At 42.6% G+C, this 26,472-nt stretch carries 27 protein-coding genes; 13 read left to right on the top strand and 14 right to left on the bottom strand.

Going from position 1 to position 26,472, the window contains the following annotated elements:
* Nucleotides 1-6: 6 nt before the first annotated feature.
* Nucleotides 7-630 (bottom strand): trimeric intracellular cation channel family protein, encoded by a 624-nt coding sequence (locus AB5217_RS21630; protein ID WP_004300342.1) that lies wholly within the window; start codon nt 628-630, stop codon nt 7-9.
* A 92-nt stretch (nt 631-722) separates the two neighbouring features.
* Between AB5217_RS21630 and wecB the strand changes: the two genes are divergently transcribed.
* The 4 genes from wecB to AB5217_RS21610 all read left to right on the top strand — a co-directional run bounded on the left by wecB (nt 723) and on the right by AB5217_RS21610 (nt 7,083).
* Entirely contained in the window at nt 723-1,808 is a 1,086-nt protein-coding gene (wecB, locus tag AB5217_RS21625) for a non-hydrolyzing UDP-N-acetylglucosamine 2-epimerase (protein ID WP_004318618.1), read from the top strand.
* A 366-nt stretch (nt 1,809-2,174) separates the two neighbouring features.
* Nucleotides 2,175-4,751, top strand: a complete 2,577-nt coding sequence (locus AB5217_RS21620) for a DUF5686 and carboxypeptidase-like regulatory domain-containing protein (protein ID WP_004306361.1) — start codon at nt 2,175-2,177, stop codon at nt 4,749-4,751.
* A gap of 6 nt (nt 4,752-4,757) precedes the next feature.
* Nucleotides 4,758-6,029: a replication-associated recombination protein A gene (locus tag AB5217_RS21615; protein WP_004306362.1), complete on the top strand. Its 1,272-nt coding sequence runs from the start codon at nt 4,758-4,760 to the stop codon at nt 6,027-6,029.
* 97 nt (nt 6,030-6,126) lie between these two features.
* Nucleotides 6,127-7,083 carry a D-2-hydroxyacid dehydrogenase gene (locus tag AB5217_RS21610; protein ID WP_004326927.1) on the top strand — a complete coding sequence of 319 codons (957 nt, stop codon included), beginning with the start codon at nt 6,127-6,129 and terminating at the stop codon, nt 7,081-7,083.
* Between the two features lie 142 nt (nt 7,084-7,225).
* Here AB5217_RS21610 and cydB read toward each other — a convergent pair whose 3' ends face one another.
* From cydB to AB5217_RS21595, 3 genes are read right to left on the bottom strand one after another with little or no spacing between them, the layout of a single operon-like run.
* Nucleotides 7,226-8,368, bottom strand: coding sequence for a cytochrome d ubiquinol oxidase subunit II (gene cydB, locus AB5217_RS21605; protein ID WP_004300336.1), 1,143 nt, complete (start codon nt 8,366-8,368; stop codon nt 7,226-7,228).
* 37 nt (nt 8,369-8,405) lie between these two features.
* Nucleotides 8,406-9,953 carry a cytochrome ubiquinol oxidase subunit I gene (locus AB5217_RS21600; protein ID WP_004311577.1) on the bottom strand — a complete coding sequence of 516 codons (1,548 nt, stop codon included), beginning with the start codon at nt 9,951-9,953 and terminating at the stop codon, nt 8,406-8,408.
* 20 nt (nt 9,954-9,973) lie between these two features.
* Nucleotides 9,974-10,210 carry a DUF4492 domain-containing protein gene (locus tag AB5217_RS21595; RefSeq protein ID WP_004300334.1) on the bottom strand — a complete coding sequence of 79 codons (237 nt, stop codon included), beginning with the start codon at nt 10,208-10,210 and terminating at the stop codon, nt 9,974-9,976.
* A 218-nt stretch (nt 10,211-10,428) separates the two neighbouring features.
* Between AB5217_RS21595 and AB5217_RS21590 the strand changes: the two genes are divergently transcribed.
* The 9 genes from AB5217_RS21590 (at nt 10,429) to AB5217_RS21550 (ending at nt 19,399) form a co-directional block, all read left to right on the top strand.
* A complete protein-coding gene (locus AB5217_RS21590; protein ID WP_004326925.1) occupies nt 10,429-11,826 on the top strand; it encodes a TolC family protein in 1,398 nt (465 codons plus the stop codon).
* Nucleotides 11,827-11,845: 19 nt separating this feature from the next.
* The gene (locus AB5217_RS21585) at nt 11,846-13,066 is read left to right on the top strand and encodes an efflux RND transporter periplasmic adaptor subunit (RefSeq protein ID WP_004300331.1); all 1,221 of its coding nucleotides are present in this window, start codon (nt 11,846-11,848) and stop codon (nt 13,064-13,066) included.
* 48 nt (nt 13,067-13,114) lie between these two features.
* On the top strand, nt 13,115-13,858 hold the full coding sequence (locus AB5217_RS21580) for an ABC transporter ATP-binding protein (RefSeq protein WP_004300330.1): 744 nt from the start codon (nt 13,115-13,117) through the stop codon (nt 13,856-13,858).
* 119 nt (nt 13,859-13,977) lie between these two features.
* Nucleotides 13,978-15,198 (top strand): ABC transporter permease, encoded by a 1,221-nt coding sequence (locus AB5217_RS21575; RefSeq protein ID WP_004300329.1) that lies wholly within the window; start codon nt 13,978-13,980, stop codon nt 15,196-15,198.
* 48 nt (nt 15,199-15,246) lie between these two features.
* Nucleotides 15,247-16,308, top strand: coding sequence for a sensor histidine kinase (locus tag AB5217_RS21570; protein ID WP_032846471.1), 1,062 nt, complete (start codon nt 15,247-15,249; stop codon nt 16,306-16,308).
* A gap of 42 nt (nt 16,309-16,350) precedes the next feature.
* Entirely contained in the window at nt 16,351-17,049 is a 699-nt protein-coding gene (locus AB5217_RS21565; RefSeq protein WP_004300327.1) for a LytR/AlgR family response regulator transcription factor, read from the top strand.
* Between the two features lie 367 nt (nt 17,050-17,416).
* Nucleotides 17,417-18,640, top strand: a complete 1,224-nt coding sequence (locus AB5217_RS21560) for a tyrosine-type recombinase/integrase (RefSeq protein WP_321027840.1) — start codon at nt 17,417-17,419, stop codon at nt 18,638-18,640.
* Between the two features lie 97 nt (nt 18,641-18,737).
* Complete coding sequence (locus tag AB5217_RS21555) at nt 18,738-18,908, top strand: hypothetical protein (protein ID WP_004313367.1); 171 nt, start codon at nt 18,738-18,740, stop codon at nt 18,906-18,908.
* Nucleotides 18,909-18,949: 41 nt separating this feature from the next.
* Nucleotides 18,950-19,399 carry a DUF5053 domain-containing protein gene (locus AB5217_RS21550; RefSeq protein ID WP_004311570.1) on the top strand — a complete coding sequence of 150 codons (450 nt, stop codon included), beginning with the start codon at nt 18,950-18,952 and terminating at the stop codon, nt 19,397-19,399.
* A 301-nt stretch (nt 19,400-19,700) separates the two neighbouring features.
* Here AB5217_RS21550 and AB5217_RS21545 read toward each other — a convergent pair whose 3' ends face one another.
* The 10 genes from AB5217_RS21545 to AB5217_RS21500 form a co-directional block, all read right to left on the bottom strand.
* Nucleotides 19,701-20,414 (bottom strand): hypothetical protein, encoded by a 714-nt coding sequence (locus tag AB5217_RS21545; RefSeq protein WP_004318758.1) that lies wholly within the window; start codon nt 20,412-20,414, stop codon nt 19,701-19,703.
* Nucleotides 20,415-20,572: 158 nt separating this feature from the next.
* Nucleotides 20,573-21,043 carry a DUF6808 domain-containing protein gene (locus AB5217_RS21540; RefSeq protein WP_004318760.1) on the bottom strand — a complete coding sequence of 157 codons (471 nt, stop codon included), beginning with the start codon at nt 21,041-21,043 and terminating at the stop codon, nt 20,573-20,575.
* On the bottom strand, nt 21,040-21,618 hold the full coding sequence (locus tag AB5217_RS21535; protein ID WP_118023811.1) for an N-acetylmuramoyl-L-alanine amidase: 579 nt from the start codon (nt 21,616-21,618) through the stop codon (nt 21,040-21,042). The genes AB5217_RS21540 and AB5217_RS21535 overlap by 4 nt, the downstream gene beginning before the upstream one ends.
* Nucleotides 21,602-22,129, bottom strand: coding sequence for a hypothetical protein (locus AB5217_RS21530; RefSeq protein ID WP_004311566.1), 528 nt, complete (start codon nt 22,127-22,129; stop codon nt 21,602-21,604). The genes AB5217_RS21535 and AB5217_RS21530 overlap by 17 nt, the downstream gene beginning before the upstream one ends.
* Nucleotides 22,126-22,413, bottom strand: coding sequence for a hypothetical protein (locus tag AB5217_RS21525; RefSeq protein WP_195567843.1), 288 nt, complete (start codon nt 22,411-22,413; stop codon nt 22,126-22,128). The genes AB5217_RS21530 and AB5217_RS21525 overlap by 4 nt, the downstream gene beginning before the upstream one ends.
* 203 nt (nt 22,414-22,616) lie before the next feature.
* Entirely contained in the window at nt 22,617-22,895 is a 279-nt protein-coding gene (locus AB5217_RS21520; protein WP_004300310.1) for a hypothetical protein, read from the bottom strand.
* The gene (locus AB5217_RS21515; RefSeq protein ID WP_004311565.1) at nt 22,858-24,279 is read right to left on the bottom strand and encodes an RNA-directed DNA polymerase; all 1,422 of its coding nucleotides are present in this window, start codon (nt 24,277-24,279) and stop codon (nt 22,858-22,860) included. Before AB5217_RS21515 ends, AB5217_RS21520 begins: the two co-directional genes overlap by 38 nt.
* A gap of 14 nt (nt 24,280-24,293) precedes the next feature.
* Nucleotides 24,294-24,701: a four helix bundle protein gene (locus AB5217_RS21510; RefSeq protein ID WP_024986995.1), complete on the bottom strand. Its 408-nt coding sequence runs from the start codon at nt 24,699-24,701 to the stop codon at nt 24,294-24,296.
* Nucleotides 24,702-24,847: 146 nt separating this feature from the next.
* Nucleotides 24,848-25,657 carry a DUF1566 domain-containing protein gene (locus AB5217_RS21505; RefSeq protein WP_368117383.1) on the bottom strand — a complete coding sequence of 270 codons (810 nt, stop codon included), beginning with the start codon at nt 25,655-25,657 and terminating at the stop codon, nt 24,848-24,850.
* Nucleotides 25,658-25,682: 25 nt separating this feature from the next.
* Nucleotides 25,683-26,471: a hypothetical protein gene (locus tag AB5217_RS21500; protein ID WP_004300302.1), complete on the bottom strand. Its 789-nt coding sequence runs from the start codon at nt 26,469-26,471 to the stop codon at nt 25,683-25,685.
* Nucleotide 26,472: the final 1 nt, after the last annotated feature.

The raw sequence follows: 26,472 nt of genomic DNA, 5'->3' as shown, positions 1-26,472 counted from the left end.
CCATCCTTATTCTTCTGGCTCTTCACTACCTTTTAATATAGGTAGGCAAATGTGATATTTGACAGCTAAGATGCGGGTCAGGAATACCGCCAGTCCGCCAATCAACTGACAGGCGTATGATTCCAGACCTGCAACGTCGCACAGCCAGTATGCAATACCGCCTACAACGCAGGCCATTGCATAAATTTCTTTTCGGAAGATAAGAGGTATTTCATTGATAAATACGTCACGAATCACTCCACCGGCCGCTCCCGTAATGCTACCCATGATAATCGCCACCCAGAAAGGATAACCCAAAGCAATACTCTTGCCTACACCTACCACGGTAAACAGTGCCAGGCCAATGGTATCGAAAATGAAGAAAGTATTATTGAGCCGGATGAGCCAGCGTCCGAAACAGATTACCCACAACAAAGCCAGCCCAGTACAAATCAGATAGATAGGGTCAGTCATCCATCCCGGTGTCACGTCGAGCAGTACATCACGGATGGTACCGCCGCCGATAGCCGTAGCAAGTCCTACCACATAAGCGCCGAACCAGTCGAAACGTTTCGCCGAAGCTAGCCGGATGCCACTTATAGCAAAGGCAAATGTGCCTATAAAATCAAGAATTTGAACGAATGTGGGCATATATTTGTTATTTTGTATGCAAAGTAACGAATAAATTCCGTAAGAAAATGTACTTTTGCTTCACGAATTAAACCGAATAAGATAGAAACAATATGAAAATAACAATTGTTGCGGGGGCACGCCCCAATTTTATGAAGATAGCTCCCATTACACGCGCTATTGAAGCCGCACGGGCGCTGGGTAAAAGTATCTCTTACCGACTGGTATATACAGGAAGGAAAGACGATACAAGTCTGGATGCTTCTCTCTTTTCGGATCTCGATATGAAAGCTCCCGATGTGTATCTGGGAGTGGAAAGCAGTAATCCAACGAGTTTGACAGCCGGAATCATGGTAGCCTTCGAACAGGAGCTGACGGAGAATCCGGCACACGTAGTCCTTGTGGTAGACGACCTGACCGCAACCATGAGTTGTGCCATCGTTGCCAAGAAACAAGGTATCAAGGTAGCACATCTCGTAGCCGGAACCCGTTCTTTCGATATGAAAATGCCAAAAGAAGTCAACCGCATGATTACAGACGGACTATCCGACTATCTGTTTACTGCCGGCATGGTTGCCAACCGCAACCTGAACCAGACAGGAACGGAAAGTGAAAACGTATATTATGTAGGCAACATTCTGATTGATGCCATCCGCTACAACCGGAACCGCTTGCTCAAACCGATATGGTTCTCTGTCTTGGGACTGCAAGAAGGAAATTATCTTTTGCTCACCCTCAACCGTCGCGTATTGCTAAACAACAAAGAGAATCTGCGTCAGTTGCTGAAAACAATCATTGAAAAATCTGCCGGTATGCCTATCGTAGCACCGCTGCACACATACGTACGAAATGCCATCAAAGAATTAGGCATCGAAGCTCCGAACCTCCACATAATGCCTCCGCAGAATTACCTGTTCTTCGGTTATCTGATAAACAAGGCAAAAGGAATCATAACAGATTCAGGAAACGTAGCCGAAGAAGCGACCTTCCTGGGTATTCCTTGTATCACACTCAACACGTATGCCGAACATCCGGAAACGTGGCGCATGGGAACCAACGAACTTGTCGGAGAAGATCCTGCCCTGCTTGCCAAAACCATGGATACACTGATGCATGGTGAATGGAAACGTGGCGAACTTCCCGAACGTTGGGACGGACGTACCGCAGAGCGTATTGTACAGATACTTACGAGCAAATAACATTTACCCGGCATGTTCCATTCCGTTTCCCGGCATGGGACTGTTAGTTTCACGCCTTGAAACTAATAGTTTCACACCGGGAAACAAAGTGTTTCACACCGAGAAACCAACAGTTTCATGCCGGGAAACAAAAAGTGTCAAGTGTCGAAACAAAAAGTGCCCTACAACGAGAGCAAAGGTTTCAAATATCGGGACCGGGAAAACAAAGTGCTGAAACAGCCTTATCAAAAGGATTAACAAAGGAATATTCCTTGGATTACCGGGCGATATATGCTTGTAAACAACCAAAAACGATGGGTAAAAAAAGTTATATATTCTGTTATCCTTAGAGTTATTTGTTAACTTTGCAGCCCTACTACAAACGTTATGATACAACGATATAACAAAATACTTATACTGTTCTTACTCGTATTGGTAGCTTCCAATGCTTTTGCGCAGCAAATTAAAGGGGTAGTCACTGATTCGGTTACCCACGAGCCATTGATGTATATCTCTGTTTACTACCAAGAAAAGAGAGATATGGGTACTATCACCAATATTGACGGAGAATACAGTCTTGAAGCCCGCAGAAACGGAGGGACACTGGTGTTCTCCGCTGTAGGTTATATCAGTAAAACGGTTCGAGTCGGTTCCAACAATCAGACAGTGAACGTTAAGTTAGCTCCGGACAATGTGCTCCTGAACGAAGTGATCGTGAAGCCTCAAAAGGAGAAATATTCCCGCAAGAACAATCCGGCAGTGGAGTTCATGAAGAAGGTAATCGAACACAAAAAAGCGCAAGTACTCGAAGTGAACGAGTACTATCAGTACGACAAGTACGAGAAGATGAAAATGTCCATCAACGACCTCACACCGGAAAAGCTCGAAAAAGGTATCTACAAGAAATATTCATTCTTAAGAGATCAGGTGGAAGTGTCGGAAACAACCAATAAGTTGATTCTCCCTATTTCCGTACAGGAAACGTCCTCGCAAACCATCTACCGCAAAAATCCCGAAAACAAGAAAACGATTATCAAAGGAAAGAATTCCAATGGTATAGAAGAATTTTTCTCTACGGGAGATATGCTCGGCACTGTATTGAAAGACGTATTTGCCGACATCAATATCTACGACGACGATATCCGATTGCTCCAGCAGCGTTTCGTCAGTCCGATCGGTAACAATGCCATCTCATTTTATAAATATTATCTGATGGACACATTGATGGTAAACAAGCGCGAATGTGTCCACCTTACTTTTGTTCCGCAAAACTCGCAGGACTTCGGATTCACTGGACATCTGTATGTATTGAACGATTCTACTTATGCCGTTCAGAAATGTACGATGAACCTGCCTAAAAAGACCGGAGTAAACTTCGTCAACCGTATGGACATCGTGCAACAATACGAGCAACTCCCTAACGGAAACTGGGTATTGGCGGATGATGACATGACCGTAGACCTGTCCTGGAATTCCAACAAAACAGCAGGCGGATTGCAGGTGGAACGAACTACGAAATATAGTAATTATAAATTCGATCCTATCGAACAACGACTGTTCCGATTGAAAGGCAGCGTGATAAAAGAAGCGGATATGCTTTCGAAAAGCGATGAGTATTGGGCGAGTGTTCGTCAAGTACCGCTGACGAAGAAAGAAAGTTCGATGGATGTATTCGTTAACCGCCTCGAACAGATACCGGGATTCAAATACATCATCTTCGGAGCGAAAGCGCTGATCGAAAACTTTGTGGAAACAGGAAGCAAAGGCCATCCGAGCAAAGTGGATATCGGTCCTATCAACACCATGATTTCGAGCAACTACATTGATGGTACCCGTTTCCGGTTAAGCGGCATGACAACAGCTCATTTCCATAAACACTGGTTCTTGAACGGATACGGAGCTTACGGTCTGAAAGACGAACGCTGGAAATATAGCGGTACGGTGACTTATTCGTTCAATAAACGCGATTATGTTGTCTGGGAATTCCCGAAACATTATCTTTCGGCTTCGTACAGTTATGACGTAATGTCTCCGATGGATAAATTCCTGTTCACAGATAAAGACAATATCTTCCTGTCGGTAAAAACAACGACAGTAGACCAGATGTCGTATATGCGCGATGCCACCATTAATTATGAACTTGAAACGCTGACAGGATTCGGAGTGAAAGCCATGCTGCGCCATCGTAACGACGAGCCTACCGGCAAACTGGAATATCTGCGCAATGATGCCGCGCAAACCCGTGTGCATGATGTCACGACTTCGGAAGCAAGTCTGACACTACGTTATGCTCCGGGCGAATCATTTGTCAACTCCAAACAACGCCGCGTACCTGTATCGCTGGATGCTCCTATCTTTACCCTGACTCATGCCATGGGTTTCAAAGGAGTACTAGGTGGAGATTATAGTTTTAACCGTACGGAAGCAAGTGTATGGAAACGTTTCTGGCTCCCCGCTTCCTGGGGAAAGATTGATTGTAGCGTGAAAGCAGGCGCAGAATGGAACACGGTTCCTTTCCCGTTGTTGATCTTGCCGGAAGCTAACTTGTCCTACATCACCCAGCGCGAAACGTTCAACTTGATTAATAACATGGAATTCCTGAACGACCGTTACGCTTCCATGTCATTATCTTATGATATGAATGGAAAACTATTCAACCGTATTCCTCTTATCAAGAACTTGAAATGGAGGGAAATGTTCCGCGTACGTGCTTTGTGGGGAACATTGACGGATAAGAATAATCCGTTTAAGAGCAACAATCCCGATTTGTTCCGTTTCCCGACACGCGACGGTAAGTTCACCAGTTTCGTGATGGACCCGAAAGTGCCTTATATTGAAGGAAGTGTAGGTATCTACAACATTTTCAAGTTGCTGCATGTTGAATATGTACATCGTTTCACTTATCGTGATAATCCGGGTATCAACAAAAACGGTATTCGTTTCATGGTATTAATGGTATTCTAAAAAATTATGCAACCTTTAGCAGAACGGTTACGGCCAAAAACTTTGGATGAATATATCGGTCAGAAACACTTAGTTGGACCGGGAGCCATCTTGCGGAAGATGATTGACGCAGGACGCATCTCTTCTTTTATTCTCTGGGGACCTCCCGGAGTAGGTAAAACAACTCTTGCACAGATCATTGCCAACAAACTGGAAACGCCTTTCTATACTTTGAGCGCTGTAACTTCGGGTGTGAAGGATGTGCGCGAAGTGATAGACCGTGCCAAGAGCAACCGTTTCTTTTCGCAGTCCAGCCCGATTTTGTTTATCGATGAAATCCATCGGTTCAGCAAGTCGCAGCAGGACTCTCTGTTGGGAGCGGTAGAGAACGGAACAGTCACGCTGATTGGCGCAACAACGGAGAATCCGTCGTTTGAGGTCATCCGCCCTCTCCTATCCCGTTGCCAGCTTTATGTACTCAAATCTTTGGAAAAAGAAGATTTGCTGGAACTTCTGCAACGTGCCATCACCACAGATGCCATACTGAAGGAACGAAAAATTGAATTGAAAGAAACAACAGCTATGTTGCGCTTCTCCGGTGGAGATGCCCGCAAGCTGCTTAATATATTGGAACTTGTTGTGCAATCGGAGACGGAGGAAACAGTTGTCATCACCGATGAAATGGTGACCGAACGCTTGCAACAGAATCCACTGGCTTATGACAAGGATGGAGAGATGCATTATGACATTATCTCGGCTTTCATCAAGTCTATCCGCGGTAGCGATCCTGACGGAGCGATCTACTGGCTTGCCCGTATGGTGGAAGGAGGCGAAGATCCGGCTTTCATTGCCCGCCGACTGGTGATCTCGGCTGCCGAGGATATTGGTCTGGCAAACCCGAATGCATTGCTTCTCGCTAATGCGTGCTTTGATACATTGATGAAAATCGGTTGGCCCGAAGGACGGATTCCTTTGGCTGAAACAACGATTTATCTGGCTACCAGTCCAAAAAGTAATTCGGCATACAGTGCGATTAACGATGCACTGGAGCTAGTCCGTTCAACCGGCAATCTGCCCGTCCCCTTACATCTGCGCAATGCTCCGACTAAACTGATGAAGCAACTGGGCTACGGACAGGAATATAAATATGCACACAGCTATGAAGGTAACTTTGTCAAACAGCAATTTCTTCCGGACGAGCTGAAAGACAAACGAATATGGCAACCGCAAAACAATCCGGCAGAACAGAAACATGCCGAGCGAATGATACAGTTGTGGGGAGACAAATTTAAGAAATAAGTGTTCGTAAAATAAGTCACTCCCTTCTGTAAGAGAAGCTAAAAGCACAATAAAGCAGTAGGAAACATTATAACATATTAATAATATTGAAATTGAAATGAAGATTGTAGTTTTAGACGGCTATGCCGCCAATCCCGGAGATTTATCCTGGGAAGGTATGAAGGTGCTTGGAGAATGTACAATTTATGATCGTACAGCTCCGGAAGAGGTATTAGAACGTGCAGCCGGTGCAGAAGCAATTCTGACTAACAAGGTAATCATCAATGCAGACCACATGGCTGCACTGCCCGAACTGAAATATATCGGTGTGTTGGCTACCGGATACAATGTGGTAGACACAGCTGCTGCAAAAGAACGGGGAATCGTCGTTACTAATATTCCTTCATACAGCACCGCTTCCGTTGCTCAAATGGTATTTGCGCATATCCTGAACATCACTCAACAAGTGCAACACCACTCTGAAGAAGTGCATAAAGGTCGTTGGGCTAATAACAAGGATTTCTGTTTTTGGGATACTCCATTGATGGAACTACGGGAAAAGAAAATCGGTCTGGTAGGACTGGGAAATACCGGATATACCACAGCGCGCGTTGCTATCGGTTTCGGTATGCAAGTGTATGCATTGACTTCCAAATCTCACTTCCAGTTGCCACCGGAAATCAAGAAGATGGATTTAGATCAGTTGTTCAGCGAATGTGATATTATCAGTTTGCACTGCCCGCTTACTCCGGAGACACGCGAAATGGTAAATGCACGCCGTTTGGGTATGATGAAGCCGACAGCTATTTTAATCAACACCGGTCGCGGCCCGCTTATCAACGAACGAGACCTTGCAGACGCTTTGAACAATGGCAAGATTTATGCAGCCGGAGTAGACGTGCTTTCTACTGAACCGCCTTGTGCCGACAATCCATTACTAACTGCGAAGAACTGCTACATCACTCCGCACATTGCCTGGGCAACCATCGAGGCTCGTGAACGTCTGATGAATATTGCAATCAGTAACCTTCAGGCTTACATTGCCGGAAAACCGGAGAATATAGTCAATAAATAAAAAGCGATATATCCGAAAGGATAGAAAAGGCTTATATATAAAAACTCCCCTCATTTAACTTCTCTACCATGACATAAAGAATTAAATAAGGGGAGTTTATTTGTTCCTACAAGAATCTCAATTCGAAATTCTATGTGGACAATTAATATGAGTGTCCTCCTTCATCCATTTCTTTCTCGGTAATTTTGTGACGATCGATACTACGCCAAGCATAGAAAATATATGCAATTACGAATGGAACAAGAATAGAGACATAGGCCATTGTCTTTAGTGTAAATTCGCTGGAACAGCTATTGGCTAAAGTTAATGAGCTTTGCAGGTCTGTATATGACGGATAATAAGCGGTATTGTTGTACCCTGCTACCAGCAATAAAGATAAAACAGTCAGTACCGTACCGATTCCCGTAAACCAGATTCCTTTATCAAACGTCTTTTTAAGCAATGTCTTTCCAATGCCGAAAAGAACCAGTACCACACCAATCAGGAATAAAGCCAACACTACCGGCATTTCGATAAAGTTAGTGAGATACTTATATGGCTGCATATAAATTTCCTGTGTATCCGGATTAACGGCAAAGCCATCAGATACCAATGTACGAATGACAAATGCCAAAAAGAATACAAGGAACAAAACTGTATTATTTCGTACTGCACGACGACATTTATCGGTCAGCTCTTTATCATCAATATTATTAATGAAATAGAGAGATCCCAACACACGGGCAAGGAAGAAGACAGCCAATCCAAGAATAACATTCCAAATGTTGGTCAGTGCATCCAATCCGTGCCAGCCATTTCCCCAATGACTGATTACCGGCATAATGGTATCTGTCATATTGGCCTTATTAATATAGAAATCAGAACCGGTAAAGAAAGTAGCCACTGCCCCACCAAGTAACACAGGACCTACCACTCCATTAATCACCAAAAAAGTCCGGTATGTCTTTTTACCTAACAGATTTCCGGCTTTACTCTGAAACTCATAACTGACAGCCTGCAATACAAAACTGAAAAGTATAATCATCCAAAGCCAATATGCACCGCCGAAACTGGTACTGTAAAACAAGGGGAAAGAAGCGAAGAAAGCTCCTCCAAATGTAACCAATGTAGTAAACGTAAACTCCCACTTACGTCCGGTAGAATTCACCATCATCTTACGATGTTCCTCGGTTTTACCCAAGCAGAACAACAAAGAATTACCTCCTTGTACAAACAATAAGAACACGAGTATGGCCCCTAACAAGGAAACGACAAGCCACCAATATTGTTGCAAAAATATATACATATAGCTAAAATATTAAGTAATGAGTAATAGGTAATTATCAATTCTCCGGTCCTTTTTTAATAGCCTTTACCATAATTCCGACACCTGCAATCAGCATCACTGTAAACAGGAGCAGGAAGATAAAGAAAGTCGTTTGTACAGAGCTTACATCCAGTTTGGAGATGGCAGCCATTGTCGGCAGCATATCACGGATAGCCCACGGTTGACGCCCACATTCGGCAACCACCCATCCGGCTTGTCCGGCGATGTATCCCAAAGGAATTGTCAGCAGAGCAATCCAGTGCATCCAACGCATCTGGCTTAAATCTTTCTTATAGATAAAGAAGAGAACGACAATAAAGAACAGGATGAAGTATCCGCCCAAGATTACCATTACACGGAATGCATAAAAGTTCAGAGGAACATTCGGAACCAGTTGGTTCACATCTTTGATATATCCGTAACCGAAATATGGAATATTTTCCTGTAATACTTTATATGCAATTTGAGCATCTTCCTCATGTCCTGCACTCTTTGCTGCACGATAGGCAGCCAATGCACCGATAGCCGTTTTTCCACGTTCTATCTTCTCGGCAGCAGAAAGAGCTGTCGATCCGTCTTTCTGTTGATAACCACCCTCGATGATATTTGTAATACCAGGAACGTAGCCGTCTACATTACGTTCTGCAAGGAAAGAAAGCATGCTGGGGATTTCAAAACGGAAGAGGAAAGGATCTTTCCCATCGTTGTAAGTCTTCTTTTCCGGGTTCAACACTCCTATTCCAACCAGACCTACATTAGTGCCGCCTTCATACAGACCTTCCACGGCAGCCAGTTTCATCGGTTGCGTCTGGGCAATCTGATAACCGGAACCATCACCCGTCCAAACAGAAAGCAACGATGCTACTAATCCAAAAATCGCCCCAATCTTAATGCTGGCAAGCGCAAACTCACGATTACGTTTCTTCAGCAGATACCAACAACTGATGCCGACTACAAAAATAGCACCCAGCACCCAGCCGGACAATACCGTATGGAAGAATTTATTGACCGCTACAGGTGACGTAGCCACTGCCCAGAAATCTACCATCTCATTACGAACTGTATCAGGATTGAATTCCATGCCTACCGGATGCTGCATCCATGCGTTGGCAACGAGAATCCACCAGGCGGAAATCGTAGCTCCCAAGCCTGTGAGCCAGGTAGAAGCCAAGTGGAAACGTTTACTTACTTTGCCCCACCCAAAGAACATGACGGCGATAAATGTGGCTTCCATAAAGAATGCCAAAATACCTTCAATAGCCAACGGAGCACCGAAGATGTCTCCTACAAACCACGAATAATTGCTCCAGTTTGTACCGAACTCAAACTCCAGAATCAAACCGGTTGCCACACCAATGGCAAAGTTTATACCGAAGAGTTTCATCCAAAACTGGGCAGTCTTTTTCCAAAATTCATTGCCTGTTTTATAATACAGCGTCTCCATGATTCCCATCACCACTGCCAGTCCGAGTGTGAGAGGAACAAAAATCCAGTGGTACATGGCTGTCATCGCAAATTGGGCTCTCGACCAATCGATCAGCGAGGTGTCAATACTTTCAATCATAATCCTATGTAGTTTAAGAGTTAAAAATCAGTAGATTTACCGGGGATGGCACGTTCTATCAGTTCGTTTCCCACGTATGTTCCCTTGTCGTCATCCGTAGGATGGTCACGGAGGAAATCAGGGAAAAAGAACATTTTAAGGATGAAGAACATAACGAATAATTTCAGCAGAATGATAACCCACAGGGTACGCCCCAAGGTCATACTACGGAAGCCCTCCAAATAGAAGTTCCAGATCGTAAGCAGTGTATTCTTCATATGTTGACGTTATAATTTGTAATGAGTACAAATATACATTTTTTATAATTAAAACAAACAACTAGTCAAAAAAGTTGTGTGATTTGTTGTGTTTTTCTTCAAAAACCTGCCTATCGACAGAAAAAAAACATTTAACGGCGAAATTACGTCATCCGTCTATCGTTTTTGCGGCATATATAATATGTACGTACCTTCGCTAACAGTAAATCAATAGAAGTATGAATATGATAAATGTAAGAAGATTGACAGTGATGACATTTCTTGGAGCAGGTATGCTGTCCGGCATATCTGCCCAAGTTTCTCCGCTGCAAGTCGATACGCTGAAAGAAACGAAAATTCCGGCTCAATGGGATTTGCAGTCATGCATCGACTACGCAAAAGAGCAGAACATCACGATTCGCAAGAACCGGATCACTGCGGCCAGCACGCAGATTGATGTAAAGACAGCTAAGGCTGCCTTGTTTCCCAGTCTTTCGTTCTCTACCAGCCAGCAGGTGGTGAATCGTCCGTATCAGGAGACGAGTAGTCGGGTAAGCGGCAGCGAAATTATCAGTAGCAATAGTAAAACGAGCTACAATGGTAATTATGGACTGAATGCGTCGTGGACTCTATATAATGGTAATAAAAGACTGAAAACCATCCAGCAGGAAAAGTTGAACAATCAGGTAGCCGAACTGGACGTAGCGACTTCCGAAAATAACATTCAGGAATCTATCGCCCAAGTGTATATCCAGATTCTTTATGCGGCCGAGTCTGTCAAAGTAAACGAAAGTACCCTGCAAGTTTCTATTGCGCAGCGTGACCGCGGACAGGAACTTCTGAACGCCGGAAGTATTGCTAAAAGCGACTTTGCCCAACTGGAAGCACAGGTGAGCACAGACCGATACCAACTTGTCACAGCGCAAGCCACTCTTGAAGATTACAAATTACAACTGAAACAATTGCTCGAACTGGATGGGGAGAATGAAATGAACATCTACCTCCCTGCCCTGTCCGACGAAAATGTACTGGCTCCGTTGCCTACCAAAAAAGATGTGTACATTCGTGCATTGAGTCTTCGCCCAGAGATTGAAGCTAGCAAACTTAATGTAGAGGCTTCCGAACTGGGTATCGGTATTGCCAAATCAAGTTATTTGCCCACAATCAGCCTTAGCGCAGGAATCGGAACCAACCACACCAGCGGCAGTGACTTCACTTTCGGAGAGCAAGTGAAAAACGGATGGAACAATTCGATCGGATTGTCTGTCAGTGTGCCGATCTTCAATAACCGTCAAACTAAAAGTGCCGTACAGAAAGCAAAATTGCAATACGAGACGAGCATGTTATCCTTGCTTGACGAACAAAAAACTCTGTACAAGACCATCGAAGGACTCTGGCTGGATGCTAACAGTGCACAGCAACGTTATGCAGCAGCAAACGAGAAGTTGAAGAGTACACAAATCAGCTATGAGTTAATTAGCGAACAGTTTAATCTGGGAATGAAGAATACCATAGAACTTCTTACTGAAAAGAACAACTTGCTACAAGCACAGCAGGAACAGCTTCAAGCCAAATATATGGCTATACTGAATATGCAGTTGCTGAAGTTCTATCAGGGAGATCAATTAGCAATCTAAATAAAAGCATAATAAACGAATGAAAACGAAAAAGATTATCTTAATCGCTGTGGCAGTCGTTGTGGTAGCAGGTGCAGGAATCTGGTTCTTTGCAGGTTCACCGGCCAAGCACAAAGTCACCTACGCCACTGCCAACGTGAGCAAAGGCGATATTTCAAATTCGGTAACTGCTACCGGAACCATCGAACCGGTGACGGAAGTAGAAGTCGGTACGCAGGTTTCCGGTATCATCGACAAGATTTACGTAGATTACAACTCGGTAGTAACCAAAGGACAGTTGATTGCCGAAATGGACCGTGCCACATTGCAAAGCGAACTGGCATCACAACAGGCAACGTACGATGGTGCAAAAGCCGAATATGAATATCAGAAGAAGAATTATGAACGTAGCAAAGGCTTACACGAAAAGTCACTGATTAGTGATACGGATTTCGAACAGGCCCTCTACAACTATCAGAAAGCGAAAAGTAGCTATGATAGCAGTAAGGCATCGCTCGCAAAAGCAGAACGTAACCTGGCTTATGCTACTATCACCTCACCGATTGACGGAGTAGTCATCAGCCGTGATGTGGAAGCAGGACAAACCGTTGCTTCCGGATTCGAAACTCCGACACTGTTCACCATTGCTGCCGACCTGACACAGATGCAGGTAGTAGCCGATGTGGATGAAGCTGATATAGGCGGTGTAGTAGAAGGCCAGCGTGCCAGCTTCACGGTAGATGCTTATCCGAATGATGTATTCGAAGGCGTAGTTACACAAATTCGTCTGGGAGATGCAAGCAGTACGAGCAGTACAAGCACCACCACTACAGTAGTTACTTATGAAGTTGTAATCTCTGCTCCCAACCCTGATTTGAAACTGAAACCTCGTTTGACAGCTAATGTCACGATCTATATTCTTGATAAAAAGGATGTGTTGTCTGTCCCGAACAAAGCACTGCGATTCACACCTGAAAAACCGTTAATCGGTAATAATGACATCGTAAAAGATTGCGAAGGCGAACATAAACTCTGGACTCGTGAAGGAACCACATTCACCGCTCATCCGGTAGAAGTAGGAATCAGCAACGGTATATCTACAGAAATTATCAGTGGCATTTCCGAAGGAACAAAAGTAGTGACCGAAGCTACCATAGGAGCAATGCCCGGTGAAAATGTGGCTGCTGAAGGAAATCAGGAAAGTGGCGGAGAAAGAAGTCCGTTCATGCCTGGCCCTCCGGGAAGTAAGAAGAAAAAATAATTATTCAATGTGCCAATCCGTTATTGGCACATTAACACATTATTTACGATGAAAAAAGTAATTGAAATACAAAATATCAAACGTAACTTTCAGGTAGGCGACGAAACCGTCCACGCATTGCGGGGCGTTTCGTTCAATATCAATGAAGGAGAGTTTGTTACCATCATGGGGACTTCCGGTTCGGGAAAATCCACGCTGCTTAATATATTAGGCTGCCTGGACACCCCGACCAGTGGAGAATATCTGCTCGACGATATTCCCGTACGTACGATGAGCAAGCCTCAACGTGCAGTACTAAGAAACCGGAAGATTGGCTTCGTGTTCCAAAGCTACAACTTGTTACCTAAAACGACGGCTGTAGAAAATGTGGAACTACCGCTTATGTACAACTCTGCCGTGAGCGCTTCCGAACGCCGTCGCCGCGCCATCGAGTCCCTACAGGCTGTAGGATTGGGAGACCGTCTGGAACATAAATCCAACCAGATGTCCGGTGGACAGATGCAACGCGTTGCCATCGCACGCGCATTGGTCAACAATCCGGCAGTGATTCTTGCCGACGAAGCGACCGGAAACCTCGATAGCCGTACCTCTTTCGAGATACTTGTACTGTTTCAAAAGCTTCATGCAGAGGGACGTACGATTATCTTTGTAACACATAATCCCGAACTTTCGCAATATAGCAGCCGGAATATCCGTCTGCGTGACGGTCAGGTTATAGAAGATACAACCAATCCGAAAATTCTGTCTGCTGCCGAAGCGCTGGCCGCATTGCCGAAAAACGACGAGGATTAATAATTATTCAATGTGCCGATATACTAATGTGCCGATTGCTGTACAATAAACAGGTTGGGTGACTATACCTTCAGGAAATTGCCCCATTAGTATATAGACAAATTAGCAAATTATTCATTATGAATGGAACTAATTTATTTAAGATAGCTCTCCGGGCATTGGCGAACAATAAGCTGCGTGCTTTTCTCACCATGCTCGGTATCATTATCGGTGTTGCTTCTGTCATCACGATGCTGGCTATCGGACAAGGTTCGAAGAAAAGCATCCAGCAGCAGATTTCCGAAATGGGATCGAACATGATTATGATTCATCCGGGAGCCGATATGCGTGGAGGTGTCCGCCAAGACCCGTCTGCTATGCAAACCTTGAAGCTTGCCGACTACGAAGCCTTGCGTGATGAGACAAGTTTCCTGTCCGCCATCAGTCCCAATGTTTCATCATCGGGGCAACTCATTGCCGGAAACAACAACTACCCAGCTTCCGTGAACGGTGTCGGAACAGAATACCTCGACATCCGCCAGCTGACTGTTGAAAACGGAGAGATGTTCACAGAGGCCGACATACAGAGTTCGGCGAAAGTATGTGTGATTGGAAAGACTATAGTAGACAATCTTTTTCCGGACGGAAGTGATCCGGTAGGTAAGATTATTCGTTTCAGTAAAATACCGCTTCGTGTGGTAGGTGTGCTTAAAGCCAAAGGCTACAACTCCATGGGACAAGACCAGGATGCAGTAGTGCTTGCACCATACACCACAGTGATGAAACGTCTGCTTGCCGTCACGTATTTGCAGGGAGTGTTTGCCTCCGCCCTTACCGAAGATATGACGGATTATGCTACTGACGAAATCAGTACGATCCTCCGTCGCAACCATAAACTGAAAGCTTCGGATGACGATGATTTTACTATCCGTACCCAACAGGAATTGAGTACAATGCTCAACTCAACCACCGATTTGATGACAACCCTGCTGGCTTGTATCGCAGGTATTTCATTGGTAGTAGGTGGTATCGGAATTATGAATATCATGTATGTATCCGTTACGGAACGTACCCGTGAAATCGGTCTGCGTATGTCTGTCGGTGCACGTGGAGTCGATATTCTAAGCCAATTCCTTATCGAGGCCATCATGATTAGTATCACAGGAGGTATCATCGGAGTGATTATCGGTTGCGGGGCTAGCTGGATTGTCAAGAGCGTAGCGCATTGGCCTATCTATATCCAGCCGTGGAGTGTATTCCTTTCCTTCGCAGTATGTACCGTTACGGGCGTCTTCTTCGGATGGTATCCGGCTAAGAAAGCAGCTGATTTAGACCCGATAGAAGCCATCAGATACGAATAATTGATTGACAACCGTCGGTTGTCAATTAAAAAAATTATCTTTGTCTTTATGAAACAAACCTTTACATCCGCACGTCGTCCCCTGGAGATACTGATACACATTATCAGCTGGGGGATTATGTTCGGTTTCCCGTTCTTCTTCGTTGAACGTGGAAACGGGAACATTAACTGGATGGCCTATATACGCCATCTTGCTGTACCACTCTCTTTTATGATTGCGTTCTACGTGAATTATTTCATTCTTGTTCCCCGTTATCTGTTTCAGAGTCAGGCCAAAAGATATATCGTCTACAACATTATCTTTTTATGTGTCATCGGCATTTTGTTACATCTCTGGCAAAGCCTGACATTCGATCCGTCATATGCACCCAAAGCCAAAAGACCGGGTATGCCTCCGGGATGGCTATTCTTCCTTAGAGATATGTTGAGCCTCGTATTTACTATCGGCCTAAGTGCCGCTATCCGTATGAGCGCGCGATGGACGCAAAATGAAGCTGCCCGCAAAGAAGCGGAACGAAACCGTGCGGAAGCGGAACTGAAAAATCTGCGAAACCAACTGAACCCTCACTTTCTGCTGAATACCCTGAATAATATCTATGCACTGATTGCATTTGATTCGGACAAAGCGCAACAAGCAGTTCAGGAGTTGAGCAAACTGCTTCGTTATGTGTTATATGATAACCAACAAACGTACGTTCCTCTCTGTAAAGAGGTTGATTTTATCCGAAATTACATTGAACTGATGCGCATCCGCCTGTCGGCCAATGTACAGATGATTACTAAATTTGATATTCAGCCCGACAGTCAGACGCTTATTGCTCCGCTTATCTTTATCTCATTGATAGAGAATGCTTTCAAGCATGGCATCTCCCCTACTGAATCGAGCTTCATCAGTATTCATCTTTCGGAGAATGATAAGGAGGTGATTTGCGAAATTCGCAACAGTAATCATCCAAAGACAGTGGAGGATAAAAGTGGCTCGGGTGTGGGACTGGAGCAAGTCAGTCGCCGGTTGGAGATTCTTTATCCCGGGGCTTATACCTGGTCGAAAGGTATCTCAAAAGATGAAAAAGTATATGAATCGAAATTAAGTATCAAGATCAGAGAGTAGATTTCAAAACATTGAATATAAAAACTTTAGATATAAAATAGTATGATGTTACGTTGTGCAATTGTTGACGATGAGCCGTTAGCTCTTAGCTTGTTAGAGAGTTACGTGAATAAAACCCCGTTCCTGCAACTCGTAGGAAAGTATTCCAGTGCGGTTCAGGCAATGAAAGAATTGCCTGGCGAAGAGGTCGATCTCCTGTTTCTGGACATCCAGATGCCAGAGCTTAATGGTTTGGAGTTTTCGAAGATGGTAGATCCGCACACCCGTATTGTGTTTACTACCGCTTTCGGACAGTATGCCATCGACGGTTATCGTGTCAATGCACTCGATTACCTGCTGAAACCAATCTCCTACGTCGATTTCCTGCAAGCTGCCAACAAGGCCCTTCAATGGTTCGAACTTGTACAGAAACCGGAAGAGATAGACAGTATTTTTGTGAAAAGTGACTACAAACTGGTGCAAGTGGACTTGAAGAAAATCATGTATATCGAAGGACTGAAAGATTATATTAAAATATATACGGAAGATGCTTCCAAACCTATTCTATCACTGATGAGTATGAAAGCAATGGAGGAACTTTTACCGTCCAGCCGTTTCATACGCGTGCACCGCTCATTCATTGTACAAAAAGATAAGATACGCGTGATCGACCGCGGCCGTATTGTTTTTGACAAGACATATATTCCTATCAGCGATAGTTACAAGCAAGTTTTTCAGACTTTTCTTGACGAAAGGAGCTAATTATTCATGAATTTATCGGTAAAAAAGTGAATTTTGTCGATTATAGTTTGTCAAAACCCGTTTTATATCTACCTTTGCAACGAACAGAAAGGGATTGTGAAATTCCAAGAATAGAATAGTTTAGTTAAGTCTAGTTTAGTTTTTGTGTTGATCGGAAGCCTGCGAGCGAGCATGAGCTTCCGATTTTTATTTTATTGATATACAACATATTAAAAGCACAATCGAACTATTTTTCCTATCAATTAGTAGTCTATATTAGAGAGCAAAAACGTCACTTTTGACGCTATAAAATGGTCGGATTATGGTCGGAAAATTCCCCGATTAGAATCTGATTATAAGTAAATTACAATAGGATGTTAAAAAAATAATGGTCGAAAACGCCATTTTTACCCTAAAAACACAAATTATGGCTACATTAACATTGGTAATAGTTCCCGCAAAGAAGTTATCAGACGGGACACACAAAATAAGAATTCGAGTCGCACACAACTCCGAAACGAGATTCATCACAACGGATATAGTGGTAAGGGAAAACGAGTTTAAGAACGGTAAAATAGTACACCGTCCAGACAAGGATTTTCTTAATACAAAATTACAGCAGCTATACAACCTTTATTTCAAGCGATACATGGAACTGGACTACCCTGATTCGCTCACGTGCACGCAATTAGTCAAAATGATAACTAACCCGTTAAACGGAGAAAAGCATCGTAAGTTCGAAGATGTCGTGGATGAATATCTGTCCCAAATAGATGAAGAAGAACGTACCAAGACATACAAGCTCTATCGGCTGGCCACAAACAAGTTTATGCAATTCATCGGGAACGGTTCTCTCATGGAACATATTACCCCTATCAGAATGAACCAGTACATATCATGGCTCAAAAAGACAAAGCTGTCAAGCACCACAATCAACATCTACATAACCCTGTTAAAGGTTATCATTAACTATGCTATAAAGATGAGATACGTCACCTACGATATCGACCCTTTCATCACAGCCAGAATTCCATCAGCCCAAAAGAGGGAAACGCAAATCACCGTCGAAGAACTCAAGACAATCAGGGACGCCAATTTAGAGCATTACAATCTCAACGTCACACGGGACATTTTCATGCTTACTTATTATCTTGCCGGCATGAACCTAGTAGACATACTAGCATACGATTTCCGGACGGATGAAATAAACTACATCCGAAAAAAGACCAAAAACACCAAAGAGGGGGACTCCCTGATTTCCTTTTCCATTCCCGAAGAAGCAAAGCCCATTATAAAAAAGTATATGAAAAAGAATACAGGGAAAATTATATTCGGGAAATACAAGAACTATACCTCCTGCTATAACCTGCTGGCTAGGAAAATCAGTCAATTAGGCAAGGTGGCAGGAATCAGGCATAAATTCACCCTATATTCAGCCCGCAAATCTTTCGTCCAACATGGATATGACCTGGGAATTCCTCTTAGTACACTGGAATACTGTATCGGGCAGTCAATGAAAGAAGATAGACCAATCTTCAACTATGTCACAATAATGAGAAAACACGCTGATAAAGCAATCAGGGAAATACTTGACAACTTGAAAAATGAATAATCACATATAAAATAAATCACTAAGAATTTGCATAATAACCAAATGCTTATTATCTTTGTAGTGTCAAATAAGAGTTCTTAATTTTAATGTTTAACTGATGAAAGATGAAGAAAAAAAAGAATTAGAACAAGAGTATGAGAATTTAAAACTTCTCGCTTCATTTCACGAGGCCTATGGGGTTCCTGAAAATGCCAAAGAACGGGAAGCGCTTATAAATGACATACTCGATCGGATGAACGAAATCCAAGAGAAATTAAAAAAGTTGTAATTAACATCCCTCCCTTCGGGGAGGGACAAACATTAAAAGCTATGATAGATTGGAATGATTGCCTGCCAACAAAAGAAATGCAGGCTGACTTTGAAAGATTCAAAGAACTAAAAACCACAGAAGAAAAAGAAGCTTTCAAAAAGGAAATGCAGGATAAATATAATAAACTACCGGAAGCCCAAAAGGAAGCCTACAAAAAAGCATCTGAAGCTGGGCTAAAAGCAACGGTAAATGCCTGCAATGATTATATAGAAAGAGCGGAAGAAGCCATATTACGTGATAAACTTGGAGAATTGCCCGAAGCAATCTCATTCAGTTATATTGCAAAGAAATATTTTGGTAAAAGTAGAAACTGGCTATATCAGCGTATTAACGGGAATATAGTCAACGGGAAAAAGGCTCGCTTTACTGACAATGAACTCAAAACGTTCCTGAACGCTTTGAACGATGTTAGCGAAATGATTCATCAGACATCATTAAAAATCAGTTAAGCTCTTATTTGACACCATCCCTGCATTGAGCCGATGCAGGGATTTTTATTGTCTAATCGAAAAATAATTGTATCTTTGCAACATCAAGATAATACGGACATAATTCGGATTATTTTGGTTTGACTTTGGTGAGGGGGTGGTTCCCCTCACTTTTTTTATATCCACGATCGAACTTTTCATTTATATATTAGTACTATCTTATGTAACCCTTCTTGAGAGTTTGTTGATTCGTGTGTTGTTGATAGGAAGGATTACAAAAAAGGCAGCCTAATAAGCTGCCTTTCATTTACCTTCAATCCAATTATTTACTTACATCCCAATCAAAAGAATAAACATAACCATTGATAGGTATATTTATAGTTAGAATCTTTCCCTTTTTTCTTTTAATGTTCATATATCCTATTATACCCTCATTGGGATGTACTGTTGTCTTCTTTAGATATCCTTGCCTTTTTATTTCCCTATCATTATCCATCATTTTACCCAATGTTTGTAGTTGATAAGATGATGCCATATTAGCTTGAAAAGCCGCATTTGCATCATAATGGTTGGTCACTGTTGTATAAGCGGTACCATTTGACGAATACGATGTGGAATAAGATGTAGAATATCCGGCACTTCCTGCACTAAGCCCAGAAGAAAAGCCATATAAGGCCATAGCCCAGTTTTGAGACTTTCTTATCTTTTTCTGAAAAGCTTCATTTGTGTATACCATTAATTGATAATTATCTCCTCTATTAGTCAGCAAATGAGAAGTAACATCGTCCGGCGTAAATATGACCGACGAATCACACTGATTCTTGATGAAAACATCAATCCGATAATATTTTCCATAATCATCCTTCGTTTCATAAGTCGTAAGGCCAACGATAAAACCATTCGCATTTCTATATGCCCAAAGATTCCCATCATTATATTCTGTCATAACCGTAGAATCATTTTCTGATAGAATTAAAGTTTGTGCTTTGGATATTATTGAAATACACGCAAAAAGAAATAAACATATATATTTCATACCTTCAATATAATTTATATAAGTTACATCATAAGATTAGATTAAAATGTAAATACGAAATTATAAATAATATGTGAAATATCCAAAAAGAATTTAGCAGTAAAAAAAATAATGGAGAAGTAATCTACGAATACTAGTGTATTGTATTTCCTTTTTCATTACCACATAATCAAATTACAGCTTATTCCCACCCCAACATACCAACCGCCCGGATAACTATATCCTGTCTGTAAGCCTAATCCCCAACGTTTTTTCTTCTGTAAAGGTGAAAGAGTAATAATTTCCTTGTCTCTGTACACCTCCATGAAATCAAGACTAGGCTTATATCCACTAACTATGGCCCGGTAATTATCAGTTTTATATTCCTTGCTTACAATAGGTACAAGTACCGGAATTGAATCACCTTCTACGGTTCTGTCAGTCGTAGTATCTATCAAGATAGGTAAATATACCGTATCGATACGCTTTGGAGTTCTCTTTGCCGGTTTGGGTATTGTGTCTCTTACTGTGTCCCGGACATGTACAGTATCTCCCTTAATGTACACAGTTGACAGATCGTGCAGATGACAACGCATCCACACGATCACGCCAAACAATAGACAGACTAATATCCACGGAAGAGACTTCATATGCCTAGATATTTACAAATGCCTTTCACATGAAGAGAAACAATAGTCCGTTTCCCCTCCTCTGACAGCAGGAAATCCACATCTTCTTTGTTATCCTGAAACAGATTCTCCGTCAGAACAGCCGGACACTTCGTATGTTTCAAGATATAAAAACTACTCTCCTTATCTGGATCACCGTCTGCCATATCCTTCCGTATTTTCATTCCAAACAAACATTCTTCAGCAGTAGCATACAGACAGTCAGCCAGCTTATCGGCTTTTGTCTGTCCCACACTGGTCCATGCTTCCCAACCACGTGCTTGCATCCAATTTGAACCATTACCGGCTGCATTGCAATGGATAGAAATAAGAATTGCTTCAGAAGTTTTATATTCATTCACTCGCCTACAACGTTCTGACAAAGGAACATCTATTTCCTCTTTCACGACCAGTTCCGCATCAATACCTAATTTACGCAATTCAAATACTACACGCCCAGCAATTTCACGGGTATAGGAGTATTCCCTTAACCTGCCATCTGGAGAACACTTACCCGGAGTATTACTACCGTGACCGTTATCAATCAATATTTTCATATCTTTCCTCTTTATCTAGTTCGTTTTCGATTCTATCAATAATTCCTTGTACATGTGTAGGCGTAGCCCGCTTAAATTCAAAACGTATTACATGGTAAATTATACGAAACCCTTTGTTTCTAGGATAAGCAATAATCAGATTCTTAAATGCGTTCTGAAGATATACATAAGAAAATACATACGTAATAGTCTTAATAACTAACAATGAGTTCTCACCATCTCCTATCAAGCTCATAAAGGAGAAGACTACTTCAATGATTATAAGATAGAGGAGAAGTTCGACCAAGGCATTTTTAAACTTATCCCACTTAAAGTTTTTACAACGTATAATTGAAACACCATCAGCCCTCATTCCGCACCAAATATTAAATCCAAACATTACAACTAATGCTATAAGAAAACCTTTAGTCGGCGTTAAATAAGCAAGAAGAGAACTGAACATCGAAACGAAAATAATTCGTATCTGGTCTACATTAAATAACTCATATAACCATCTCATAATATTAATCATAAAGTTACTACCAATATTGAAAACACAGTAATCAGCCCAGGAAGCAAAACAGTAGCTAATGCGTCAAGCCAATCAAAGATGAACCCGCACTTTTTCTGAATGTACTCAACCACTATTGCGGCAATGGCGGTTGTCGTTAAAGAAACAATAGCAGATTTACAGAAATCAATGTCTAATAGAAGGAAACAGAAAACAAGCATTACAACAAAGACGAACATCCCGGCTTTGACGTGTGCCGGTCGGTTAGATTGCAAAAGCCAATCATACAATACTTTTATACCCATACTCATAGCGTTTAATTATTAATAAAATATTCTGTATGGAACAAATGTATTGAGTATAATAACGAGTTTTACAAAAATGGAAAATCTTGGAAATCAATTCTATGATAAATATCTATAAAACAAGACATTATAATTTTCACTTTTTCCATAAATAAAAAAGGGATGCTTGATAAGCACCCCTAAACAACCAACAGATTGAACTATTAATCCGTAAACATATACACGGAAAGATCAACCTTTTCTATTTCGTCTGAAATTGTATCTCCATACATTGTAAGACACACCCGATAACGGTCAATACTTCTTTGAATCTGTTGCAAGGTAGGTTTCTCGGGATATTCCGAACTGGCAAAAGTTACCAGTTCTTCACCATTCTCACTGGTACCAACCACCCGGAAGTGATGACGTACAATCCAAGTTCCGTCCGGCTGTTGCTCGATAGGCTTAGCAATCCCACGCGGTAAGATATTTTTTTGATCCATGTTTTTTGATATGTTTAATTAGTTGTTTTCTATGGTTATATTTATTCTTCAATACAAACTTTTCAAAATGTCCTTCGATATAAACATATTCCCACCATTCAGGAAGCAACATCGCTGCAATTTTACGGCGGATATTGTACGTTGCAAAGTGTTTCATCAGGCCATAATAAGAGTTCATCGTACTCACAAACTTCTCAACATACGCTTCTGCAAATCCATTTTCAGCTATTCTATTAAATTTCCTGACAGCGTTATATGTGTTACCAACCACCCTGTTAGATACATAAATTCTACCAGGCAAAATGAACGCCCCTACAAACAAGACTCCTTTTTTATAATGCTGAAGATACAGTTTGCGTGGATGCAACCGTAAAAGGAGTTGTTCTTTCAGGAAACCATCAAGAAGATGGACTTTGGACAATATTTCTTCCGGTGATTTCACTACGATACAAAAGTCATCAACAAAGCGTACATAATATATGAATCCCAGTATTTCCATCACGAAATAATCATATACAGACGCCAGAAAGTTGGCTATGAGTTGCGACGGCAGGTTCCCGATAGCCACTCCCCTGTCAGGGTCATTATGAAACAGACTTTTATTACTGGGAAGTTTGTCCCACATGGAGACGGGAGAGCGTCTGATACACTTATTTTGTGGACAATGAAAGATAGTAACGGCTAGAAGGTAAAGCAGACATTCAATATCATCGCCTTTATAATTGTCCCTTACGAATATGTTCAGCATTTCCCATACCAACGATTTCGAGATAGACATGAAGAAACTGAACAGGTCATCTTTGAAAATGTACGCATCGGCAGTATAATTCTCACTGACCTCGACTATCATGTTATTCAGATAGTGCACGGCAGACAGACATCCCTCACCTTTCCGGCAGTTCTTCGAGACGTTCCCTTGTTCCCGAAAACGTTCCTCTAAAATCGGCTCGATGCGAAGAGCGATCCAGTGATGGACAACACGATCAATGAAAGCGGCGGCAAAAACCTCCCGATATACCGGGTAAGTCCGTATGAATACTTTTGAAAAGTCCGGTACATATTCACCGTAAATAATAGAATACCATAGCCGCACCAATGCAGACTGATAATCATTATAAAACTCAACACAATCCGTACTCGTTCTTTTCTGTCTGGCACAATCTTCGGATGCTTCGAAAATACTGCTAAGAAGTATGTCATAGATTATATTACCTGTTGCGGCGAGGGGACGAACCCGGTTCGCGTTCTGGCGGTTGTTCGTGTTGACGTTGCCGTTGTTGAAGTTCACGTTCCAACTGCTGGAAGCCGTTGCATCCGCTATCTTAGTCTTTCCCGGCTCATCACCGGGGGGATGCCCAATAAATAATTCTAATTGCTCACTCATAATCCCCTTGGCGATTATGACTCCGGCTTTGCGACTTGTTGCGATCCGTTAGCTTTTTGCCGTTGGAGATCTGCAACCGTTTTTTTGTACCAACCGGTACTTTGCTTACCGATGCTCTCTGCAAGCAGACAGATTTCGGCAGTTTGAGTCAGGCTGGTCAAATGTCGTTCTTCACACACTCTTAGCAGTAATTTCAATGCATCAAACTCACACAAAAACTTCATCAGATAATCTGCACGGTGCTCAAGGTTCATATCTGTATTTGCATAACGGATATATTCGCAACAATGGATGGCAAGCATCATCAACTCTGTACCAAATTCATACCGGAACGCCTTGGGGAATTGTTGCCGGGCATCAATGATAAGATTCAGAAGCTTATACATCGAATTTGATATAGGAAGGTCTTGTGTAAGTGCCATGTTAATTTTTTAATATTTTAATGTATGTATTAGAGGGCGCAAAGTTAATAACTGTAAAGTAATTAACACAATTTTAGCTCAAAAAAGTGAAACTAAAAAGCCCCTACCGGGGCTTTTATTTAGCTAACTCTCTAAGGGATAAAGAATTAAAGGGATAAAGTGTTTATTGCGGCGAGGGGACGAACCCGGTTCGCGTACTGGCGGTAGTTCGTGTAGACGTTGCCGCTGCCGAAGCTCACGCTCCAACTGCTGGAAGCGTCATATTCAGTACTAGACCAATACCAGTCGTTTGCAAATATATTTTGATTACCAAACATAGAAGTTATGAGCTCATTGATTTCGGTTTTATACTTGGCCATAAGCATAAGTTCGCCCAGTGCGGGCAGGTTCCACACGGTTGTATCTTCAATTCCGTCAGATTCAAGCGTACAGGCTTTATAGGCTCTGGCAACTTCGGCGGCAGGGGCGCCGACAGTTCCCTGGGTGTCCTTGACGCCTGCAAGGGTTTCTATTATAACATCGGTATTTTCCTTGCCGTCGAAGGTATCATAGAGTCCTTGGTTACCACTGCCGTAGTTTTTCAGGCCGCGTAGGTCGGTACCGTAGCCACCCCATTTGAACGTTTTATTGCCGCCTGCGTCAACGCAGTCGCTTTTGGCGATAATGAACTGGTGGCATTCGGCGCGAAGTCGGATGCCGATACGGATATACTTGGAGCGATTATTCGCGCTCATGGAGTTCCATTCGGAAGCCGTGAAAAAGACTTGTTCACCGTCTTCAATCCGGAGCGTAGCCAAAGAAAGGTCAAGAAGCGTACCTGACCATTGCATATATTTGGCGATGTCGCTTGCGGGGGTGTTTTCATTCACGGTTGTAAAACCTATTGATTTTAAGGCTTCTATCTGGTCTTGTTTATTCAGGCGCAGAAGCATGGCGTTGGCGATATTTTTATCCATTTTATTGTATAATATTAAGTTAATACTATTCGGAAGCAACAGCTCTCACATGAAGAAGGGCTGAATTTTTGTTTTGATTCGTAATACGCCCGGTATTCAGTTCGAACGCCCAGGCGGAGTTAGTATCCCAAATTGTTGATGACCAGTAGTATTTATCAGTCATCAGCATACTGTCACTACTCCAAAAGGTACGCATCATCTCATTGATTTTATCGCGGTAGCGGTACATCAGAAGCATTTGGCCGGATGAAGGAAGGAACCAGTTGGATTCATCCTCGATACCGTCACTTTCCAAAGTGTAGGCACGGTATGCACGGGCGGCTTCGGCAGCCGGCGCACCGATTACACCGCTATTGTTTTGGTCTTTCAGGCCGGTGATAATCAGGTCGGTATCTTCCTCACCCGTGAAGCAGCCGTACATGGCACCCAATCCTTTTTGGTTCAGGCCGTCTATGGCTTTACCCTGACCGCCCCAATAGAAGGTAGTAGTCATATCGGCATTATAGCACTCCTGGGCGGCGATTACGAAGGAGTGTCCATGGGCACGGATACGAAGCCCGCGTTTGATATACAGTTGCTTATTAGCGAGCGTAAGGGAGTTCCATTCGGCAGCAGTAAAGTATGCCTTGGAGTTATCCGAAATACGATTACAGGCAAGATGCAGATCAAGCAGACCGGCGGCCCACTTGATACGTTGTCCAAATTCAGATGCGCGGGAATTCTCGGTGACATCCGAGAAGCCCACGGCGTTCAGTGCTGCCACTTGTGCCTGTTTATTCAAGCGAAGCAGCGTTGCGCTTTGTTCATTCGTCATA

Source organism: Bacteroides sp. MSSM.1001136sp1_RTP21357st2_D2_RTP21359_211015 (genome assembly GCF_040913205.1).
Lineage (GTDB): Bacteria > Bacteroidota > Bacteroidia > Bacteroidales > Bacteroidaceae > Bacteroides > Bacteroides ovatus.
The sequence above is the reverse complement of the archived record's forward strand: the minus strand, read 5'-3'. Positions and strand labels throughout refer to the sequence as shown.

Excerpts from the sequence above, each read along its gene's own strand:
- AB5217_RS21555 (WP_004313367.1), top strand. The coding sequence starts at position 18,738 with ATGAAAGATGAAGAAAAAAAAGAATTAGAACAAGAGTATGAGAATTTA.
- AB5217_RS21615 (WP_004306362.1), top strand. The coding sequence starts at position 4,758 with ATGCAACCTTTAGCAGAACGGTTACGGCCAAAAACTTTGGATGAATAT.
- AB5217_RS21580 (WP_004300330.1), top strand. The coding sequence starts at position 13,115 with ATGAAAAAAGTAATTGAAATACAAAATATCAAACGTAACTTTCAGGTA.
- AB5217_RS21505 (WP_368117383.1), bottom strand. The coding sequence starts at position 25,657 with ATGGATAAAAATATCGCCAACGCCATGCTTCTGCGCCTGAATAAACAA.
- AB5217_RS21595 (WP_004300334.1), bottom strand. The coding sequence starts at position 10,210 with ATGAAGAATACACTGCTTACGATCTGGAACTTCTATTTGGAGGGCTTC.
- AB5217_RS21590 (WP_004326925.1), top strand. The coding sequence starts at position 10,429 with ATGAATATGATAAATGTAAGAAGATTGACAGTGATGACATTTCTTGGA.
- AB5217_RS21585 (WP_004300331.1), top strand. The coding sequence starts at position 11,846 with ATGAAAACGAAAAAGATTATCTTAATCGCTGTGGCAGTCGTTGTGGTA.
- AB5217_RS21515 (WP_004311565.1), bottom strand. The coding sequence starts at position 24,279 with ATGAGTGAGCAATTAGAATTATTTATTGGGCATCCCCCCGGTGATGAG.
- AB5217_RS21510 (WP_024986995.1), bottom strand. The coding sequence starts at position 24,701 with ATGGCACTTACACAAGACCTTCCTATATCAAATTCGATGTATAAGCTT.
- AB5217_RS21565 (WP_004300327.1), top strand. The coding sequence starts at position 16,351 with ATGATGTTACGTTGTGCAATTGTTGACGATGAGCCGTTAGCTCTTAGC.
- cydB (WP_004300336.1), bottom strand. The coding sequence starts at position 8,368 with ATGTATATATTTTTGCAACAATATTGGTGGCTTGTCGTTTCCTTGTTA.
- AB5217_RS21535 (WP_118023811.1), bottom strand. The coding sequence starts at position 21,618 with ATGAAAATATTGATTGATAACGGTCACGGTAGTAATACTCCGGGTAAG.
- AB5217_RS21520 (WP_004300310.1), bottom strand. The coding sequence starts at position 22,895 with ATGGATCAAAAAAATATCTTACCGCGTGGGATTGCTAAGCCTATCGAG.
- AB5217_RS21620 (WP_004306361.1), top strand. The coding sequence starts at position 2,175 with ATGATACAACGATATAACAAAATACTTATACTGTTCTTACTCGTATTG.
- AB5217_RS21570 (WP_032846471.1), top strand. The coding sequence starts at position 15,247 with ATGAAACAAACCTTTACATCCGCACGTCGTCCCCTGGAGATACTGATA.
- AB5217_RS21550 (WP_004311570.1), top strand. The coding sequence starts at position 18,950 with ATGATAGATTGGAATGATTGCCTGCCAACAAAAGAAATGCAGGCTGAC.
- wecB (WP_004318618.1), top strand. The coding sequence starts at position 723 with ATGAAAATAACAATTGTTGCGGGGGCACGCCCCAATTTTATGAAGATA.
- AB5217_RS21600 (WP_004311577.1), bottom strand. The coding sequence starts at position 9,953 with ATGATTGAAAGTATTGACACCTCGCTGATCGATTGGTCGAGAGCCCAA.
- AB5217_RS21525 (WP_195567843.1), bottom strand. The coding sequence starts at position 22,413 with ATGGGTATAAAAGTATTGTATGATTGGCTTTTGCAATCTAACCGACCG.
- AB5217_RS21545 (WP_004318758.1), bottom strand. The coding sequence starts at position 20,414 with ATGAAATATATATGTTTATTTCTTTTTGCGTGTATTTCAATAATATCC.
- AB5217_RS21500 (WP_004300302.1), bottom strand. The coding sequence starts at position 26,471 with ATGACGAATGAACAAAGCGCAACGCTGCTTCGCTTGAATAAACAGGCA.
- AB5217_RS21560 (WP_321027840.1), top strand. The coding sequence starts at position 17,417 with ATGGTCGAAAACGCCATTTTTACCCTAAAAACACAAATTATGGCTACA.
- AB5217_RS21540 (WP_004318760.1), bottom strand. The coding sequence starts at position 21,043 with ATGAAGTCTCTTCCGTGGATATTAGTCTGTCTATTGTTTGGCGTGATC.
- AB5217_RS21575 (WP_004300329.1), top strand. The coding sequence starts at position 13,978 with ATGAATGGAACTAATTTATTTAAGATAGCTCTCCGGGCATTGGCGAAC.
- AB5217_RS21530 (WP_004311566.1), bottom strand. The coding sequence starts at position 22,129 with ATGATTAATATTATGAGATGGTTATATGAGTTATTTAATGTAGACCAG.
- AB5217_RS21610 (WP_004326927.1), top strand. The coding sequence starts at position 6,127 with ATGAAGATTGTAGTTTTAGACGGCTATGCCGCCAATCCCGGAGATTTA.
- AB5217_RS21630 (WP_004300342.1), bottom strand. The coding sequence starts at position 630 with ATGCCCACATTCGTTCAAATTCTTGATTTTATAGGCACATTTGCCTTT.